A 17966-nucleotide genomic window follows, 5' to 3' on the forward strand; every position below is an offset into this window, starting at 1 on the left:
TAAACTTGATGATAAAAAACAAAGGCGATCATTTGATCGCCTTTTGCATATCCGTAAAAAGACCAAAAGAGATGAATATGAGCACCTCAGATACCATCATTGCCCAGGCAACGCCCCCCGGCCGCGGTGGTGTAGGCATTTTACGCGTTTCCGGCCGCGCGGCGCGTGATGTGGCACAGGCTGTCTTAGGCAAACTGCCCAAGCCGCGTTATGCCGATTATCTGCCGTTTCAGGATGCCGATGGCAGTACGCTGGATCAGGGCATTGCGCTGTGGTTCCCCGGCCCGAATTCCTTTACCGGTGAAGACGTACTTGAGCTGCAAGGTCACGGCGGGCCGGTGATCCTGGATTTGCTGCTTAAACGCATCATTGCGCTTGAAAATGTACGTATTGCGCGTCCGGGCGAATTCTCTGAACGTGCATTCCTCAATGATAAACTCGATCTGGCGCAGGCTGAGGCCATTGCTGACCTGATTGATGCCAGTTCTGAGCAGGCGGCACGTTCAGCCGTTAATTCATTACAGGGCGCTTTCTCGAACCGTATTCATCATCTGGTGGAAGCACTCACTCACCTGCGGATCTTTGTCGAAGCGGCTATTGACTTCCCCGACGAGGAAATCGACTTCCTGTCTGACGGCAAAATCGAAGCCAAACTCAATACGGTGATGGGCGATCTTGATGCGGTGCGTGCTGAAGCGCGTCAGGGCAGTCTGCTGCGTGAAGGAATGAAAGTGGTGATTGCCGGGCGTCCGAATGCCGGGAAATCCAGCCTGCTGAATGCACTGGCCGGTCGTGAAGCCGCGATCGTGACCGATATTGCCGGCACCACCCGTGACGTTTTACGCGAACACATTCACTTAGACGGCATGCCTTTGCATATTATCGACACCGCCGGGTTGCGCGATGCCAGCGACGAAGTTGAGCGTATCGGTATCGAACGTGCATGGAATGAGATCGAACAAGCTGATTTGGTACTGTTTATGGTCGACGGCACCACAACGGCCGCCACGGAACCTGCACAAATCTGGCCTGAATTTATGGCCCGCCTGCCAGCCTCTTTGCCTATCGTGGTTGTGCGTAATAAAGCCGATATCACAGGCGAAGCGCTGGGGCAGACACAAGTGAATGGTCACTCACTTATTCGCCTTTCCGCCCGTACCGGTGACGGCGTTGACCTGCTGCGCGATCATCTGAAACAGGTGATGGGCTTTAATCACAATATGGAAGGTGGATTCCTTGCCCGTCGCCGTCACTTACAGGCGCTGGAACAGGCTGCACAGCATCTGGTTCAGGGTAAAGATCAGCTGCTTGGTGCATGGGCGGGGGAATTACTGGCAGAAGAACTGCGTCTGGCACAGCAATCGCTGAGTGAAATCACCGGTGAATTTACATCCGATGATTTGCTGGGCCGTATTTTCTCCAGTTTCTGCATCGGCAAATAATCTGTCATGCGCAATAAAAACCCGCATTTTAACATGCGGGTTTTTATTGGCTTCAGAAGGTCGGGCCTTACCAGGCTTTATAAATCCGCCCGTTCTGTGCACCTTCCACACTGCGGCGGTACGCTTTTGCCACACGTGCTGCCGGGGCCGCTTCAAAGCCAGGGAAGAACGGGCCATAGCCTGCAAGGGATTCTTCTACCACTGTCGGGCTGACGGCATTAATACGCATCCCGCGTGGTAACTCAATCGATGCACCACGTACAAAGCCCTCGACTGCCGCATTCACCGTGGTGGCGTTGGCCCCCTGACGGATGGGCTCATCAGCAATAATCCCGCTGGTCAGCGTGATGGAACCACCATCATTGAGAAATTCCTGACCGATCAGCGCAATGCGTACCTGCCCGAGCAGTTTATCCTGTAAACCAATATTGAATTGTTCTGCAGTCATTTCTGTCAGCGGGCCGAAGTGCAGGCTCCCTGTGGTTGTGATAATCGCATCGAGTTTACCCGTACGTTGGAAAAGCGTTTTTACGCTGTTTTCGTCAGTGATATCTACCTGAAAATCCCCCTGTGTTTTACCTGCCGTGATCACCTCATGATCACCGGCAAACTCACGCACTACGGCTTTACCCAATGTACCCGTCCCGCCAATCACTAAAATTTTCATCACAGACTCCTCAATAATGTTTGTGGGTTCATCTTTCACCAAACTGAGGGTTAGATATAGACTCGAATTATTCGTTCTGTTCTAACTCAGGGTTTGTAATATGGATAAGCTGCGGAATATCGAAGTCTTTGTCAGCGTAGTAGAAACCGGAAATTTCAGCACCGCGGCAGAAAAACTGGGGATCTCCGCAGTGATGGTTGGCAAGCATATTCAGCAGTTAGAAAAGTATCTGAATGCCCGCCTGTTGCAACGCACCACCCGCAGGCAAAGCCTGACCGATGCCGGTGAAGTATTTTATGAGAATGGAAAACGGGTGCTGGAACAGATGAAATTTACGGAAAGCGCGATGGAAAGCCTGCAAAGCGTACCGACCGGGCTGCTGCGGGTCAGCGCGCCGGTGTCACTCGGCTCCAGCGTGGTAGCGCCGATGCTGGCCCGTTATCTGCAAAAACACCCTAAAATCAATGTGGAGCTCATACTGAGCAATGCCCGGGTGGATTTGCTCGCAGAGGGTTTTGACGCGGCGATTCGCATTGGCGAAACAGGTGATGACCGGCTGGTCGCGAAGCCGCTGGCCCCCTATGAAATGGTGATCTGTGCTTCTCCGGAATATTTGCAGCGTTTTGGTATGCCCGCTTCGCCTGCAGATTTGAAAACGCACCCGTGTCTGGTGCATACAGTCTGGAATCAGAGCGAAGGCTGGCATCTGGCGAATGCAGAGCACACCACGTCAGCGTGGCCTGTCCATAGCCGTTATGTATCAAACGACGGCCATGCATTACGCGCCGCTGCGCTGGAAGGCGCCGGTTTGCTGTTGCAGCCCAAAGTTCTTCTGGCCAGTGATATTGCCAGCGGAAAACTGATCCCTGTGCTTGAGTCTTTTATCCCGAAGCCACGTCCGGTACATCTGGTGTATCTGCCCGATTTCAGACCACGCGCCAAACTCACCAGCCTGATTAATTTTATGACTGAACACACCTTTTACTGAGGCACTGTTCAAAATAAAAAACGGTGAGTGATCGCTCACTCACCGCCTGATTTAACTTTCTGTAGCAAACGTGATCAGAGCTTAAAGCCTGCAACCACGGTCTCCAGTTGAACGGTCTGATCCTGCATCGCCTGTGCGGCAGCCGAAACCTGCTCAACCAGCGCGGCATTCTGCTGCGTCGCATTATCCAGCTGAGTGATCGCGACGTTAACCTGCTCAATGCCCAGACTTTGTTCCTGACTGGAAGACATGATTTCGTTCATTAGTGTCGCAACATTATTTACGCCGCCCATGACTTCATCCATCGTCGTCCCGGCGGTCGCCACCAGTTCGCTGCCGGTGGAGATATCTGCCACCGAATCCTCGATCAGTTTTTTGATTTCACGCGCCGAAGTGGCCGAGCGCTGTGCCAGACTGCGTACCTCGGATGCCACAACGGCGAAGCCACGCCCCTGTTCACCGGCACGCGCCGCTTCAACCGCCGCATTCAGCGCCAGAATGTTAGTCTGGAAAGCGATGCCGTCGATCACGCTGATGATATCGACGATTTTATGAGAAGAACGGGTGATCGAACCCATGGTCTCAACCACTAGTTTCACCACCTCCGAGCCCTTCTCAGCAACAGCAGAGGCATCACGCGCCAGCTGGTTAGCCCCTTCCGCATTGGCAGCGTTCTGTTTCACGGTGCTGGTCAGTTGCTCCATTGAGGCTGCCGTTTCGACAATCGAACTGGCCTGCTCTTCGGTTCGTGCTGACAAGTCCAGGTTACCGCTGGCAATCTGACGCGAGGCCGAGGTGATCGCCAGACTACTGTCGCCGACCTGACGCAGAATCGACTGCAGGAAAGACAGGAAGCCGTTGAAATTCTGGTTGATCTGATTGAACTCAGGGCTTCGGCTTTCCGGCAAACGACGGGTTAAGTCGGCACCGCCGGCGGAAAGCTGGGCGATATTTCTATTCAGTGCTGCCAGCTGGCGCATGAAAATTTTAATTGCGGCGATCAGAACGATCAGTAACAACAAGACCATCGGGATTTGAACCAGTCCGAGGCTCGCCAGAATGCTGTGGCTGCGCGCCAGTAACTGGCTGGTCGGCATATCAGTGGCGATAAACCAGGGTCCCTGAATGTTACTCATGAATAGGGTGTGCGACGTGCCGTCATTGTCGTAGTCAGCGATCAGACTCGCCTGTCCGTTGATCTGATCCAGACTTTTGCGGATCTGCATCGCCAGGGGAGAAGTCTCACCCAGTGAAGCCAGTTTCGGCAATTTTTCATCGGTAGAATGGCTGGTACCGACAATTGTGCCGTCTTTTTCCACGATATAAATTTTCGCATGGACCTTTTTCTCCATCTCCGTCACCAGTTGGTTAAAGAAACCCAGTGTGACGTCAATGGTTGCGACACCCCATTGTTTATCGCCTTTGTAAATCGGCATCGCACAGTTAGTCCGCGGCTGCGTGCTGGCGTCATCGAAATAAGCAGGCGCCCAGACACACTGGCCCTTTTCACCTTTTGAAGCCGCCAGATACCACGACTGATCGAAATAGTTGGGAGATTCAGCGCTGTTCCAGAAGGTATTGACCGTCAGCTGATTATTATTATTACGGGCAAAGAAAGTGCTGAATTTGATTTTGGCCGGATCGCGTTGATTCGGCAGTGGCCAGATCCCGCCGCCAAATACCGCAGCGTCACCGTACTGATCAACCAGTGCCGGAAGTAAACGATCGATACTGTCGCTGTCCATTTGTGCGACAGTCTGGGTAATGGTCCGTACCTGAGACTCAACTTTATTCAAGCGGTCATTAATTGCCACTGCAACGTCATCCACCTGATTAGCCACCAGATTACTTTCTGTCTGCTTCAGCTGGGGAGCGATATACACCTGGATCACGATAAGCGTAACGATGACCAGCGCAATAAAAAACAAGCTGATCAATGCGATAAAGCGGGATTGCGTTGTTTTTAACATTTTTGGGCACTCACAGGCAAAGCAGCGAGATCGCTGCTTAATTAGTAACGGCATTTTCTGACGTTTCTTTATGTTGCTATAGTAGATATATCTGGCGTGAGAAGGGTATGCGTAAAAAACCAGAACATCATTCCAATGATATTCTTTCTCAATAAGGGACTTAGGCTGTGATGGCTTTCACTTTATGATGATGAAATATTGTCGGAAAAGGGAAAAAAGTGTGCAGTGCTGCGGGTTTTAAGCGGTTTTTAATGATTTCTCTTAATGTTATTCTTTAGCACAATTGAGAAAATGCGGTCGAACCATTAATCATGGAGTGAACAATGGCGTGCCATTTTGCAAGATGGGCAATGACGGATGCAGAACCGGATACACACCGGTTGCCCAAAGAGATCATATTATTCGCCAGACACCTTTCCGAAAAACAGCGCAAGCGTTTCTTAAACGGCCGCGTTCTGCTGGCTGAAATGATTTTCTATCTTTACGGCATCGCTGAGCTTCCCAACGTTATTACGCTGCCGAGCGGTCGTCCAAGTTTTGAATCCCCTGATCTGCCGGATTTCAGTCTGGCGTATGCCGGAAGTACCGTCGGTGTTTTAATCAGCAGCGAAGGAAAAGTCGGCCTCGATCTCGAAATCATTCATGCCCGCAGTGCGCTGGTGAATCCGCAACAGCAATTACAGCTTTCTGCCGTGGAGAAAACCTGGATTGCCATGCAATCGGATCCGGTGGAATCCTCGCTTCAACTGTGGTGTATCCGCCAGAGCATGCTGAAAATGTCCGGCCTGAACGATCAGAGCCCGCTTACGCTCAGCCTGAATCCCGCTTCGGGTCGTTTGCGGTCTACCATAACGCCCGAGGCGCAGGTGATGAGTGACATTGAAGGCTCAATTACCTGGGCCTGTGCGCAATCTCCCTCAATTATCCGTTTGCAATGCTGGCGTTATGAACCTGAAAACGGCTTTACCCGCACGCAAACCCTGTCAGTCGATCAGCAATCTGAATCACCACACTTCATGAAGTTCATCAGCCTGCCACCCGCTAAATAAAACTACACGTTTGTTTACGCCAGTTGTGATGTTTTCGTTTATGGTTACAGGCAATTCCTTTCGAAAAGTCACCCATAACAGGAGTTACCCATGTCAGCTCAACCACTGAAGTTTGTCACACTGTTAGGCAGTCTTCGTAAAGCGTCTTATAACGGAATGGTCGCCCGTACTTTGCCGAAAGTGGCACCAGAGGGCATCAGTATTGAGGCGTTGCCTTCCATCGGTACACTGCCGCTTTATGATGCAGATATTCAGCAGGAAGAGGGTTTTCCGGCCGATATAGAAGCCATAGCAGAGCAAATCCGTCAGGCTGACGGCGTGATCATTGTGACGCCGGAATATAACTATTCTGTGCCAGGCGGCCTTAAAAATGCCATCGACTGGATTTCCCGTTTGCCGAATCAGCCACTGGCGGGTAAACCGGTGCTGATCCAGACCAGCTCAATGGGCCCGGTCGGCGGCGCACGTTGCCAGTATCACCTGCGTCAGATTCTGGTGTTCCTGGATGCGATGGTGATGAATAAACCTGAATTTATGGGCGGCGTGATCCAGAACAAAGTGGATGAGCAGATTGGTGAAGTGATTGATCAGGGCACGCTCGATTTCCTGCGCGGTCAGCTTACGGCATTTGCCGACTATACGCGTCGCGTCAGCAAGTAATCTACAGCCTCAGAAATGCAAACAGCCCGCAAAATTGCAGGCTGTTTTTTTTGCCGTCACGAAAATCAATGTCCGTCAACAAATGCGATTTTCAGCACAAACAGCAGGGCGACAACGACCACACACGGACTGATTTCTTTCCAGCGACCGGTACCCAGTTTCATTACCACGTAAGAGATGAAACCCAGCGCGATACCTTCGGTGATCGAGAAGCTGAACGGCATCATCACCGCCGTCACGAATGCCGGAACGGCTTCGGTCAGATCATCCCATGAAACGCGTGCGAGACTGGAGGTCATCAGCACGCCCACATAAATCAGGGCACCGGCAGCCGCGTATTCCGGCACCATACCTGCGAGCGGAGAAATGAAGATAACCAGCAGGAACAGCAAACCGGTGACGACTGCCGTCAGACCGGTACGCCCCCCGACAGAAACGCCGGAAGTGCTTTCAATGTAAGCGCCAACCGAAGAGGTGCCGATAAAAGCGCCTGCGACAGACGAGATGCTGTCGACATACAAGGCCTGTTTCATCTGCGGGAATTTACCTTGCGCATCCGCCAGACCCGCTTTGTCCGTCACACCGATGAGCGTGCCGGAGGAGTCAAACAGGTTCACCAGCATGAAGGAGAAAATGACGCCTGCCAGTCCGATATTCAGCGCACCTTTCAAATCCACCTGGCCGACGACCGTAGTGATGCTCGGCGGCATCGACCAGAAACCGGTGTAATGCACGTCGCCGATCATCAGACCAATGACTGTCGTGACAATAATCGACACCAGTACCGAGGCGTGAAAATTGCGCGATGCCAGCACGGCAATAATGAAGAAGCCCAACACGCCGAGCAGCACGTTGTGTGAGGTCAGGTTTCCGATGGTCACGATGGTGTCAGGGTTCGGGACGATAATACCGGCGTTTTTCAGCCCCATCATGCCAATAAACAGCCCGATACCGGCGGTGATACCCACGCGCAGACTGACCGGGATGTTTGCAATCATCCAGTAACGGATGCGGAAAATGGTCAGCAGCAGCAAACCCACGGCACCCCAGAAAATCGCGCCCATCCCGATCTGCCAGGAAACGCCCATCGCGCCCACCACCACAAAAGCAAAGAACGCATTCAGACCCATCGCCGGTGCCAGAGCGACCGGAAGGTTGGCGATCACGCCCATCAGGATGCTGCCGAACGCGGCAATCAGACAGGTGGTCACGAACACGGCCTGTTTATCCATGCCCGCGACGCCGAGAATTTGCGGGTTCACGAAAACAATGTAGACCATGGTCAGAAAGGTGGTTAAACCGGCGATAGTTTCGGTGCGTACGGTGGTGCCGTGCTGCGTCAGTTTAAACAGACGTTCGGCCAGTCCTTTACCCGCAGTCGCATTGCTCTGTGGTGTGCTCATTGGTGAGTTCCAAAATAGGGGAAAACAATCGGGGGGTATCCTAAGGATTTTAGCCCTAAAGCGCCAGCACTGGATGTATGGGATTAAATCTATCGTTGGGGTAGAGTGCCTGAATGCTTACCAATAGATGAAGTGTTCACAGGGAGAAAGTATGTCACAGGTTGAATGCGTCTTTTTTGATTGCGACGGTACGCTGGTAGACAGTGAATTATTGTGCTGCGAAGCCTATGTTGAGATGTTCGCGCATTTTGGCGTGACGGTTTCATTCGACGAAATGTATAGGAAATACAAGGGCGTTAAACTTTACGAAATCGTGGCTATCGTCAATAAAGAACACGGTATCGATGTGCCGAAAGAAGAGATGGAAGTGGTGTTCCGCCAGCATGTTGCGCGGCTTTTCGACAGCAAACTTGAGCCGGTTGTCGGCGCGCATGAGTTACTCGAACAAATTACCGTGCCGATGTGCGTTGTCTCCAACGGCCCGGTCACCAAAATGCAGCACTCTCTCGGGCTGACCGGCCTGCTCCCTTTTATGGGTGATAAACTGTTCAGTGGCTACGATTTGCAGCGCTGGAAACCTGATCCTGCCGTATTGTACAAAGCCGCCGAGGTCATGAATGTGCCGGTGGAAAACTGCATTCTGGTTGAAGATTCCGTGGCGGGTGCCCAGGCCGGGATCACTGCCGGTATTCCGGTCTTTTATTACTGCGCCGATCCGCATAATCCTCCGCTCGATCACCCGCTGGTCATCACTTTTCACGACATGAACGAACTGCCGGAGATCTGGCGTCAGATGGGATATAAGATCACGCGCTGAAAGGCTTATTCAGACATTGCATAAAGCTTGCGTGGGTGGTCAGTCCGAGCAGTTGCGCACTCTCGCAACCGTTCAGTGCATCAGCAAGATGGCTGAACATTTTTAATTCCTGCCGCCCTCTTGCATTCACACATACCACCAGGACGTTCTGTACCCGCTGACTTTCAATCAGCAGCGGGTTTTCCAGATGGACAAAAATACCGATAAAAGGCTGATCGCGCTGCCCGGAACAATGCGGCACAGCCAGATGATTAATGATCAGGTTTTCGCCCTGCGCTTCCCGCGCCACAATAAGCTCCGCCTCAGCGACGGTCAGCGCATCGCACAGGACAAGATGCTGGCAAATTCCGCTGATCACCTTTTGCCAATTATCCTGCGGCGCATTCGCGTAAGTAAAAGACAGACTCTCCGGGAAACAGACAGCGCTGTGCTGGTACAGCATCAGTCCAGCCAGCCTGACACGCAGCTGTTCCAGTTCACGATGTCCGACTAATTCACTGACAGACCATACCGCCGTCGCATTCTCCATCGCCGGATATTGACGGTGATTATTGAGTACCAGCGCAACAGGCTGATGAAGCAGGCTGGCAAGTAGCTGTTCCGGATGCGTGGCGATAATCACATTCACACCGCTGATCTCCCGCTCGATAATTTCTTTATTAAGCGTCGCCATAGACAAATATTCACTGTAAACCACCAGATTCAGCACGGCAGATTGCGTCCGTTCCAGCGCACAGGCGAAATATAATCCTGCCCAGTCGTCGTCATAAAACTCGATCTTCAGGCTCTGATTCAATTCGCGTACAAAAGACAAACTGAGGTCAAATGCCTGAGGATAGGTCGTTTTGATTTTACGAAAATCATGCAACGGCGCGACAGGCAGAATCGTCGGGCAGGCCACCGAGCGCTTAATATGGTCGGTCAGCTGACCAACCAGTTCCTCATCGATAAGCCCCGGCAACGGCGTTGCGACGCGCGTTAACACCGTGCGGATAGCCTCGGGTGTAATGCCGGAAAGCTTGTGCCGCAAGGGTTGCAGAATCTTCACCACCGAAAGGTGGGTTGCGGGCAGATATTCCACCGCCAGCCCCAGCGCCGCCAGAAAGAGCGGCGTACCGAAAGGATAATCCAGTGTGGTTAACAGTGAGCGGGCAGACACAATGCGCGCACTGAAGGCATGCGCGCAATGTTCGCCACAACAGGCGGGGTTGCGGATAATCAGGTTCGCCAGCAATAAAACTTTTTGCCGGTCGTCGAGCAGAAGCGAATGACCATGTTTTGGCCGTGAGCCTATCAGCGGCTGCGTTCGGGATTTCTTGCGCACTGCGCTGATGAGATCGATGACGGCAGATTTACTCAGACGGAGTTTATCAGCCAGTGCTCCCAGTGGCAGACAGGCATTAAAGATCAGAGCCAGAAAGAGCGCGTCCTCCGCATTCCCCAGCAGACGCTCTATGTCACGCCCTTCTTCGACTAAAAGCTGATAACCCTCTGCGCCGGAGATAATTTTACCAGCTGCGCCCAGCCGGTAATTAATGTAGTCAATATCCCGCAACAGGGTACGCACGGAAATACGTGCGCACCTTGCCAGTGCCTGACCGCTGATCCGCTGGTGGCTGAGCGCGGATAAAATCTCTTTCTGTCGTGGATTCAACATCCCTGAGTTCTCCACAGCCCGTCAGCCGATAAATTGCGTCACCTGCTGATGAACGTCCTGTCCGTAATGATTTACCAGTGAAACGACCAGACGGATCAGCATGTTATAATCCGCAGCACAAATCACTGAGGCGTTTGCATGCAGATAGCGTGTCGGCAGACACAATGCAATCACCGGCCTTCCGCCGCCCATAACGTTATAACGCCCGCCATCCGTTGCGCCGGTTTTGAGTGTGCAAAACTGCAAATCAATACCCATTTCTGCTGCGGTATTCTTCACAAGCTGCGTTAATTTACGGTGAGCAATGTAACGCTTATCGAATAAAGAAATGGCTGGCCCTGCGCCGAGTTTCAGGGGAAAGGCGACAGGACAGAGGCCCGGTGTATCACCCGCCACCAGGGTGTCTATCACAATCGCGATATCAGGTTTCACGGCTTCCGCTGACGTCTGCGCACCGCGCAACCCAACTTCCTCCTGCACCGTCGCCACGGCATAAAGCTGGATATCCGGGTTCTGGCACTGGCGGAAAATCTCCGCCACTACGGCGCAGCCCGCACGGTTATCCAATGCTTTTGCCATAATGCCGTCATCACCAAACGTGCTGAAGAAGGGCTCAGGGCAAATAAAATCTCCCACCGCCACGCCACGCTCTCTGACCTGTTCTGCCGACGCCGCGCCAATATCAATGAAAATTTTTTCTATTTTCACGGGATGGCATTTATCTTCCTCCGTCAGTGCATGAGGTGAGACCGAGCCGATAATGCCGGGGATTTTTTCCCCGCTGGCGGTTTTTATTTCCACACGCTGATTGAGCATACTCTGGTTCCACCACGAACCGACGGTATCAAAGTAAATGAAGCCTTCCGCATTGATATGCTTAACAATAAATCCCACTTCGTCCATATGCGCGATCAACGCGACCTTCGGCCCGCGCGTACCTTTACGGGCGATAAAACTTCCCAGGCCGTCAAAAGTAATTTCCCCTGCGTGAGGTTTGACGGCCTGATACAGGATTTCACGGATTTCCTGTTCATCACCGCTGACGCCGGAGGCCAGTGCCAGTTTTTCCAGTAAACCGTCTTTTAAAATGTCAGATCGCATCTGTTGCTGTCCTTAACGTCTGGCGCTTCATCCACCAGTTTTTGAAAATAACGATGAAGGCCACGTTGAGCAGCAGCCCGATACCTAGCACCAGATAAAAGCTGTACCACGGCGACATCAGACCAATCAGCGGATCGAAAACCCCAAGTCCGGGTGCCAGCCGCCGGAGACCAAAGACCATCACCAGCATTCCGGCAATGCCGCCGCTCAGCGTGTTGGCAGTGATCATCGGCAGAGGAGCCGCAAGTGCATAGGGAATAGCCGGTTCGGTGGCTACCGTGGCGCCTACCACCAGCGTGCTGACCGCAGCACCCCGCTCCTGTTCGGTAAACAGACGAGGGGCGAGAAATGTCGCCAGTGCGGCAGACATCGGCGGCATCAGCGCGACCACACCGACAATGGCATACCAGTCATAAATGCCTTTATCGAGCAGTGAAAAACAGAAAAACCACGCTGTTTTGTTGACCGGCCCGCCCATGTCAAACGCCAGCATCGCGCCGACCAGACAGGCTGCGCCGAGTTTCATCGACATCGGGATGGTATTGAGCAGATGCAGCAGGAGTTCCATCATGCCGGCCATGACGGGCCCGATCAGGTAATAAGTCAGCAGGCCAAACAGCGCCAATGTCACGAACGGGATCAGCATTGAGCCGAGCAATGGCTGAAGTGAATTTCCAAGTCGGACTTTACGCAATGCACGGACGAAATAGCCGATGCTTAACCCGAGGACCACCGCGCCGAGAAAACCTGCGCCGGAACTGGTGCCCAGAATCGCGCTGTCATTGGCCAGATAACTGACCAGGAAGGCCGGGGCAAACGCCGGTTTATCGCCTACCGAACTGGCAATGTACGCACCCATTACCGGGATCATGAATTTGAACCCCAGATAACCGATGGATTCCACAATCCAGGTAAAGGATGGCGAAACGTCATTGCCCTGCGCAATATATGGCAACCCCATCTGCACCAGCATATTGGCCAGCGCCACCAGCAATCCCCCGCCGATCACAAACGGTAAAGCTGCTGAGACACCCGCCATCAGATGATTCATGATGCTGTCGGCTTTCACCGGCTGCTGACCAAGCCTGACGCCGGATGCCTCCTTCATTAACATTGCTTTTTCTTCCAGCGTGTTGAAGACAAGCGGAATGTTTTTCAGCGCGTCAGAAATTTTCATTTCCAGTACGCGTTTTCCGGCAAAGCGACGGCGATCGTCTTCACTGAGGGTTCTGCCCAGCGCCAGAATGACAAAATCTGCGGCCTCAATCTCCTGCGCGGTCAGTGTATTTTCCACGCCGCTGGCGCCCTGCGTTTCAACTTTAATATCGTGTCCCAGCGAACGGGCTTTTCTTTCCAGTGCCTCAGCCACCATATAAGTATGCGCAATACCCGCCGGGCAGTTGGTCACGGCGACCAGTCTCCAATTGTTTTCCATTGCCGACGTCCTGTCAGGAAATAGCGTTGAAAATCAGCTCAACAATGCCGTGTTCATCACGGGTTTTGAGTGCTGCGATAAAATCTGGATTGACCATTTTCCGACACAGTTTAGACAGTAACAACGTGTCGGCGTCTGAACCATTTTCGGGGATCATCAGACACAGCCAGCAGGAAACCGGCTCATCATCTGAGGCATTCCATGTGACCGGATGCGCAGTTCTGGCTACCAGAATACCGGGGGATGTGACACAGGCAGAACGGGTATGCGGCAGCGCGACGCCGTCACCAAATCCAGTAGAGCCATGTAATTCACGCACGGTGAGTGCCTGCGCAAAAATTTTAGGATTGTTAATTTTTCCAAGGCCAGCGGCCATTTCGGCCAGCTCATGGAGGATTTCAGCCTGTGTACGGCCGCGAAGGGAAAGGTTTATCGCCTGAGAAGAGAAAAGCGTCATGATGAAAACATCCATGTGAGAACAGGGTTTTCAGTATAAACAAAGCGCAGTGGGCGAATGATCGCCAATATGTCACGTCAGGAATGACATATTGGCAATGAATCAGTTTTCAGAGGCGGACGGATCGTAAGCCTGCATCCGCTTTTCCAGCTCAGTCAGGGAGCGCAGGCCATCGGCCAGTGACAGGGTTTTATCATTAAAGATTTCCAGTGACCACGGGCCCGTGAAACCTTTACGGTTCAGCGTGCTGACGAAATCTACCAGCGGTAAATCGCCCTGGCCGGGATAACAGCGGTAACTGCGGCTCCACTGCTGCACGTTCATGTTTTTAAACGGCGCATCGGCCAGTTGCAGGAAACTGATTTTTTCCAGCGGCACTTCATCCAGACGGTCCAGATTGTCACCCACCGCTAAAATATGAAAACTGTCGAGCACGATACCCAGCGCCGGGCTATTCACCTCGCGCACCCGATCCCACGCCTGACGGTAGCGGTTGATATGCTTCCCCCATGCCAGTGCTTCATAGCCAATGCGGATAGCATACGGCTGCGCCATTGCGGCCAGCGCCGCGAGATCGGCAATCTGTACCTCGCGCTCCGGCGAACTGGCGGGATCAGTATTGCTGCACACCAGTAAATGGTCGCATCCCAGTTCGCTCATCAGATCGAACTGACGGCGTGCGCTGGCAAGTTTTTCAACCCGCTTCTCCGCAGGCACCCCTTCGAAATCACGGAAAGGTTGCAGCAGGAAAATGCGCAGGCCGAGGGAATCGGCCAGGTTACGGATAGCCGCCGGTTTGACCGGACTTTTAAGTAAATCATCTTCGAATATCTCTACACCATCAAACCCTGCCGCCGCAATAGCAGTGAGTTTTTCTGGCAAAGTTCCTGGTACTGAAACTGTCGCAATAGAATGTAACCGGGTTGTTGCAGGCAAAATGGCGTCCTTTAATTCAGGCTTCGATACTTACAGTAGTGAACCCTCATGCCACGTTCGTCAAGTGCGGCGAAGTTGTATGAACGCACAGATTGTATCTGGACGAAGCAATGGTTAATCTCTGTGGCGAGAATGGGGTTAATGAAGAGGATAAGACGCTGAGCAGCCAAAATTCCCCGGCGCCGGGACGTAAAAATGATCCGATAGGGCTCAGGCAGCGCATTTTCGACAGTGCTCTGGCTGAATTCGCTGAATCCGGTCTGATGGGCGCGCGCATGGAAAACATTGCCTCCAATGCCCGTACCACGAAACGTATGGTGGTCTATCACTATAAGACCAAAGAAGCCCTGTATATGCTGGTGCTGGAGCACGTTTATCGCGGTATTCGTCAGCATGAACTGGAACTGGACTTATCTTCCCTGCCACCGGCGGAAGCGATCGTTAAACTGGTGGAAGCCAGCTTTGATTTCCATGTCTCTCATCCGGAATTCATCCGTATTGTGTCCACGGAAAACATGCTGCGTGGCCGGTTTATCCGCCAGTCCACCAGCATCCGTGAAATTAACAAAACGGCATTAACGCTGCTGGAAGATATCCTTGAACGTGGTAAACAAAGCCATCTGTTTAAGGATGATGCGCAGGCGCGTGACGTTCACCGCCTCATCAGCAGCCTGTGTGTGCACCAGGTCGCTAACCAATATACGTTCGGCGCTTTGTTTGAAAATCCGGATGAAGGGGATTTACAGACCGCCCATTATCGCCAGCTGGCTGTCATGGTTGCCCTGCGATATGTGATGAAATAATTGTGTTGATCGGACGCTGGTATCGATCTGAAAGCAAAAAGGCCTCGTCTGAGGCCTTTTTTGTGCGGCAATCTCAGCAAACCGTTATTCTTTCGGCGCGTCTTTGCCGTCTGTCAGTAATTTATCCAGTGCGTCGCCGCCGACATGACGGAAATCCTGACCTTTCACGAAGTAGAAAATGAACTCGCAAATGTTCTGGCAGCGGTCACCGATACGCTCGATAGAACGGGCGCAGAACAGCGCGGTCAGCACGCTTGGAATCGTCCGCGGATCTTCCATCATGTAAGTCATCAGCTGGCGCACGATGCCTTCATATTCCTGATCCACTTTTTTGTCTTCACGGTAAATACGCACCGCTTCGTCAAGATCCATACGTGCAAAAGCATCCAGCACATCATGCAGCATCTCTACGGTATGACGCCCCAGCGATTCCAGGCTGACCAGCAACGGCTGGTGCAAATGTGAGAATTTTTCCAGCGCCGTGCGGCAGATTTTATCGGCCACATCACCGATACGCTCGAGTTCAGAAATGGTTTTGATAATCGCCATCACCAGACGTAAATCGCTGGCGGTTGGCTGGCGCTTGGCAATGATGCGCACACAAGCTTCGTCGATCGCCACTTCCATCAGGTTAACTTTGTCATCGCCTTTGATAACGCGTTGCGCCAGTTCGGCATCCTGATTGTGCATCGCAGTGATGGCATCAGTCAGTTGTTGCTCAACCAGGCCACCCATCGCCAGAACCTGTGTGCGGATGTGCTCAAGCTCTGCATTAAACTGGCCAGAAATGTGTTTGTTTAAGTTCAGGTTATCCATTCTTTTTACCTCAACCGTAGCGGCCAGTAATGTAATCTTCAGTCTGTTTGCGCGCTGGTGAAGTGAACAGCGAGTCAGTGTCGCTGTATTCGATCAGTTCGCCCAGATACATAAATGCAGTGCGATCTGAACAACGCGCAGCCTGCTGCATGTTGTGGGTCACAATCACCACGGTGTAATCAGATTTTAGCTCGGTGATCAGTTCTTCGATACGACCGGTAGAAATCGGATCGAGCGCGGAGCAAGGTTCATCGAGCAATAAAACGTCAGGGCGGATCGCAATACCACGCGCGATACACAGACGCTGTTGCTGACCGCCGGACAGGCTATAACCGCTCTGGTGCAGCTTGTCTTTGGATTCATTCCACAGCGCGGCTTTAGTCAGCGCCCATTGCACGCGCTCATCCATGTCCGTGCGGGACAACTTCTCAAACAGGCGGACACCAAACGCAATGTTGTCATAAATTGACATCGGAAACGGCGTCGGTTTCTGGAAGACCATGCCAACTTTGGCACGCAGCAGCGCGATATCTTGCTTATCAACCAGTATGTTTTCGCCATCAAGCAGGATTTCACCTTCAGCATGCTGTTCCGGATACAACTGGTACATTTTGTTAAACGTACGCAGCAGCGTGGATTTGCCACAACCTGAAGGGCCGATGAATGCCGTGACTTCGTTCTTAGCAATATCCAGGGAAATATTTTTCAGCGCGTGGAATTTGCCGTAATAAAAGTTCAGATCACGAACCTGAATTTTGCTGTTGGATGCGTCAGTCATTCGACTCATTAAGACATCTCTCTTTTTCGTGCGCCGCGTGGCGACGCCGGGTAAACAGTGACAGCAGCCGTTATCGCCTGCCATCAATAATGAATTAACTTATTGCTTTTTCGGGGCAAAAATCACACGCGCCAGGATGTTCAGTAACAGCACACAAACCGTAATCAGCAGCACGCCCGCCCAGGCCAGTTGTTGCCATTCGCCGAACGGGCTCATCGCAAACTTAAAGATGGTGACCGGCAGGTTAGCAATCGGCTGCATCATGTCGGTGCTCCAGAACTGATTGGAGAGCGAGGTGAACAGCAGCGGCGCGGTTTCACCGGCAATACGGGCAATCGCCAACAGTATCCCGGTAATAATGCCGGAAACAGAGGCTTTCAGCGTGATGGCTGAGATCATTTTCCACTTCGGCGTACCCAGCGCATAAGCCGCTTCACGCAGGCTGTCCGGCACCAGTTTCAGCATATTTTCCGTGGTGCGGATAACAATCGGGATCTGTAACAGCGCCAGCGCCAGCACACCCGCCCATCCTGAGAAATGCCCCATTTTTGCCACCATGATGGTGTACACAAACAAGCCCACCACAATCGATGGCGCGGAGAGCAGGATGTCGTTAATAAAACGGATGAATTCCGCCAGCCAGGATTTACGACCATATTCGGCGAGATAAATCCCGGCCATGACGCCCAGTGGCGTACCAATCAACGTGGCCCATAAAATCAGTAATCCGCTGCCCGCAATGGCATTAGCCAGACCACCGCCTGCCGTATTCGGTGGCGGGGTGTTCTGCATGAACAGCGCCAGCGACATTCCGTCAACACCTTTAACGATAGTGGTGAACAGGATCCACACCAGCCAGAACAGGCCAAACGCCATGGTCAGCATGGAGATCATCAGTGCCAGACGGTTTTTCTGACGGCGCCACGCCTGACGTTTTCGACGCGATTCCAGCAGCGCCGGGGTACTTTGCATGTCGAGTGTCGTCAT

At 52.5% G+C, this 17966-nt stretch carries 17 protein-coding genes; 6 read left to right on the forward strand and 11 right to left on the reverse strand.

The window, feature by feature from the left end:
- Window positions 1–77 precede the first annotated feature (77 nt).
- Window positions 78–1442: a tRNA uridine-5-carboxymethylaminomethyl(34) synthesis GTPase MnmE gene (mnmE, locus tag J1785_RS24680; protein ID WP_217220947.1), complete on the forward strand. Its 1365-nt coding sequence runs from the start codon at window positions 78–80 to the stop codon at window positions 1440–1442.
- A gap of 67 nt (window positions 1443–1509) precedes the next feature.
- Here the strand turns inward: mnmE and J1785_RS24685 are convergent, their stop codons facing one another.
- A complete protein-coding gene (locus tag J1785_RS24685) occupies window positions 1510–2109 on the reverse strand; it encodes a short chain dehydrogenase (protein ID WP_217220948.1) in 600 nt (199 codons plus the stop codon).
- Window positions 2110–2209: 100 nt separating this feature from the next.
- Between J1785_RS24685 and J1785_RS24690 the strand changes: the two genes are divergently transcribed.
- Window positions 2210–3097 carry a LysR substrate-binding domain-containing protein gene (locus J1785_RS24690; protein ID WP_217220949.1) on the forward strand — a complete coding sequence of 296 codons (888 nt, stop codon included), beginning with the start codon at window positions 2210–2212 and terminating at the stop codon, window positions 3095–3097.
- A 74-nt stretch (window positions 3098–3171) separates the two neighbouring features.
- Here the strand turns inward: J1785_RS24690 and J1785_RS24695 are convergent, their stop codons facing one another.
- A complete protein-coding gene (locus J1785_RS24695) occupies window positions 3172–5067 on the reverse strand; it encodes a methyl-accepting chemotaxis protein (RefSeq protein ID WP_217220950.1) in 1896 nt (631 codons plus the stop codon).
- Window positions 5068–5390: 323 nt separating this feature from the next.
- Here J1785_RS24695 and J1785_RS24700 point away from each other — a divergent pair, with 323 nt between their 5' ends.
- Together J1785_RS24700 and J1785_RS24705 are read left to right on the forward strand one after the other, a co-directional pair.
- Entirely contained in the window at window positions 5391–6116 is a 726-nt protein-coding gene (locus tag J1785_RS24700; protein ID WP_129954103.1) for a 4'-phosphopantetheinyl transferase family protein, read from the forward strand.
- A gap of 90 nt (window positions 6117–6206) precedes the next feature.
- Complete coding sequence (locus J1785_RS24705; RefSeq protein ID WP_129954105.1) at window positions 6207–6776, forward strand: NADPH-dependent FMN reductase; 570 nt, start codon at window positions 6207–6209, stop codon at window positions 6774–6776.
- A gap of 65 nt (window positions 6777–6841) precedes the next feature.
- Here J1785_RS24705 and J1785_RS24710 read toward each other — a convergent pair whose 3' ends face one another.
- The gene (locus J1785_RS24710) at window positions 6842–8179 is read right to left on the reverse strand and encodes an NCS2 family permease (protein ID WP_047609954.1); all 1338 of its coding nucleotides are present in this window, start codon (window positions 8177–8179) and stop codon (window positions 6842–6844) included.
- Window positions 8180–8330: 151 nt separating this feature from the next.
- Between J1785_RS24710 and yieH the strand changes: the two genes are divergently transcribed.
- Window positions 8331–8996 carry a 6-phosphogluconate phosphatase gene (gene yieH, locus J1785_RS24715; RefSeq protein ID WP_217220951.1) on the forward strand — a complete coding sequence of 222 codons (666 nt, stop codon included), beginning with the start codon at window positions 8331–8333 and terminating at the stop codon, window positions 8994–8996.
- Here the strand turns inward: yieH and J1785_RS24720 are convergent.
- The 5 genes from J1785_RS24720 to J1785_RS24740 form a co-directional block, all read right to left on the reverse strand.
- A complete protein-coding gene (locus tag J1785_RS24720; protein WP_217220952.1) occupies window positions 8986–10653 on the reverse strand; it encodes a PTS sugar transporter subunit IIA in 1668 nt (555 codons plus the stop codon). The two genes, yieH and J1785_RS24720, sit on opposite strands and share 11 nt — an antisense overlap.
- Before the next feature lie 21 nt (window positions 10654–10674).
- Window positions 10675–11754 carry a zinc-binding metallopeptidase family protein gene (locus J1785_RS24725; RefSeq protein ID WP_217220953.1) on the reverse strand — a complete coding sequence of 360 codons (1080 nt, stop codon included), beginning with the start codon at window positions 11752–11754 and terminating at the stop codon, window positions 10675–10677.
- A complete protein-coding gene (locus J1785_RS24730) occupies window positions 11744–13189 on the reverse strand; it encodes a PTS fructose-like transporter subunit IIBC (protein WP_217220954.1) in 1446 nt (481 codons plus the stop codon). The genes J1785_RS24725 and J1785_RS24730 overlap by 11 nt, the downstream gene beginning before the upstream one ends.
- A gap of 13 nt (window positions 13190–13202) precedes the next feature.
- Complete coding sequence (locus J1785_RS24735) at window positions 13203–13646, reverse strand: fructose PTS transporter subunit IIA (RefSeq protein ID WP_217220955.1); 444 nt, start codon at window positions 13644–13646, stop codon at window positions 13203–13205.
- A gap of 102 nt (window positions 13647–13748) precedes the next feature.
- Window positions 13749–14528: a sugar phosphate isomerase/epimerase family protein gene (locus J1785_RS24740; RefSeq protein WP_238483369.1), complete on the reverse strand. Its 780-nt coding sequence runs from the start codon at window positions 14526–14528 to the stop codon at window positions 13749–13751.
- A gap of 164 nt (window positions 14529–14692) precedes the next feature.
- Between J1785_RS24740 and J1785_RS24745 the strand changes: the two genes are divergently transcribed.
- Complete coding sequence (locus J1785_RS24745; RefSeq protein WP_129954119.1) at window positions 14693–15385, forward strand: TetR/AcrR family transcriptional regulator; 693 nt, start codon at window positions 14693–14695, stop codon at window positions 15383–15385.
- An 84-nt stretch (window positions 15386–15469) separates the two neighbouring features.
- Here the strand turns inward: J1785_RS24745 and phoU are convergent, their stop codons facing one another.
- The 3 genes from phoU to pstA all read right to left on the reverse strand — a co-directional run bounded on the left by phoU (window position 15470) and on the right by pstA (window position 17966).
- The gene (gene phoU, locus J1785_RS24750) at window positions 15470–16201 is read right to left on the reverse strand and encodes a phosphate signaling complex protein PhoU (RefSeq protein WP_112290873.1); all 732 of its coding nucleotides are present in this window, start codon (window positions 16199–16201) and stop codon (window positions 15470–15472) included.
- A gap of 10 nt (window positions 16202–16211) precedes the next feature.
- Complete coding sequence (gene pstB / locus J1785_RS24755; RefSeq protein ID WP_013577692.1) at window positions 16212–16979, reverse strand: phosphate ABC transporter ATP-binding protein PstB; 768 nt, start codon at window positions 16977–16979, stop codon at window positions 16212–16214.
- A 99-nt stretch (window positions 16980–17078) separates the two neighbouring features.
- Complete coding sequence (gene pstA / locus J1785_RS24760) at window positions 17079–17966, reverse strand: phosphate ABC transporter permease PstA (RefSeq protein ID WP_129954121.1); 888 nt, start codon at window positions 17964–17966, stop codon at window positions 17079–17081.

Origin of the sequence: Rahnella perminowiae (assembly GCF_019049755.1) — a bacterium.
In the GTDB taxonomy this organism is placed as follows: Bacteria; Pseudomonadota; Gammaproteobacteria; order Enterobacterales; family Enterobacteriaceae; genus Rahnella; species Rahnella perminowiae.

Excerpts from the sequence above, each read along its gene's own strand:
- pstB (WP_013577692.1), bottom strand. The coding sequence starts at position 16,979 with ATGACTGACGCATCCAACAGCAAAATTCAGGTTCGTGATCTGAACTTT.
- pstA (WP_129954121.1), bottom strand. The coding sequence starts at position 17,966 with ATGACGACACTCGACATGCAAAGTACCCCGGCGCTGCTGGAATCGCGT.
- J1785_RS24705 (WP_129954105.1), top strand. The coding sequence starts at position 6,207 with ATGTCAGCTCAACCACTGAAGTTTGTCACACTGTTAGGCAGTCTTCGT.
- J1785_RS24695 (WP_217220950.1), bottom strand. The coding sequence starts at position 5,067 with ATGTTAAAAACAACGCAATCCCGCTTTATCGCATTGATCAGCTTGTTT.
- mnmE (WP_217220947.1), top strand. The coding sequence starts at position 78 with ATGAGCACCTCAGATACCATCATTGCCCAGGCAACGCCCCCCGGCCGC.
- J1785_RS24710 (WP_047609954.1), bottom strand. The coding sequence starts at position 8,179 with ATGAGCACACCACAGAGCAATGCGACTGCGGGTAAAGGACTGGCCGAA.
- J1785_RS24700 (WP_129954103.1), top strand. The coding sequence starts at position 5,391 with ATGGCGTGCCATTTTGCAAGATGGGCAATGACGGATGCAGAACCGGAT.
- J1785_RS24725 (WP_217220953.1), bottom strand. The coding sequence starts at position 11,754 with ATGCGATCTGACATTTTAAAAGACGGTTTACTGGAAAAACTGGCACTG.
- J1785_RS24735 (WP_217220955.1), bottom strand. The coding sequence starts at position 13,646 with ATGACGCTTTTCTCTTCTCAGGCGATAAACCTTTCCCTTCGCGGCCGT.
- J1785_RS24690 (WP_217220949.1), top strand. The coding sequence starts at position 2,210 with ATGGATAAGCTGCGGAATATCGAAGTCTTTGTCAGCGTAGTAGAAACC.
- phoU (WP_112290873.1), bottom strand. The coding sequence starts at position 16,201 with ATGGATAACCTGAACTTAAACAAACACATTTCTGGCCAGTTTAATGCA.
- J1785_RS24685 (WP_217220948.1), bottom strand. The coding sequence starts at position 2,109 with ATGAAAATTTTAGTGATTGGCGGGACGGGTACATTGGGTAAAGCCGTA.
- J1785_RS24745 (WP_129954119.1), top strand. The coding sequence starts at position 14,693 with ATGGTTAATCTCTGTGGCGAGAATGGGGTTAATGAAGAGGATAAGACG.
- J1785_RS24720 (WP_217220952.1), bottom strand. The coding sequence starts at position 10,653 with ATGTTGAATCCACGACAGAAAGAGATTTTATCCGCGCTCAGCCACCAG.
- J1785_RS24730 (WP_217220954.1), bottom strand. The coding sequence starts at position 13,189 with ATGGAAAACAATTGGAGACTGGTCGCCGTGACCAACTGCCCGGCGGGT.
- yieH (WP_217220951.1), top strand. The coding sequence starts at position 8,331 with ATGTCACAGGTTGAATGCGTCTTTTTTGATTGCGACGGTACGCTGGTA.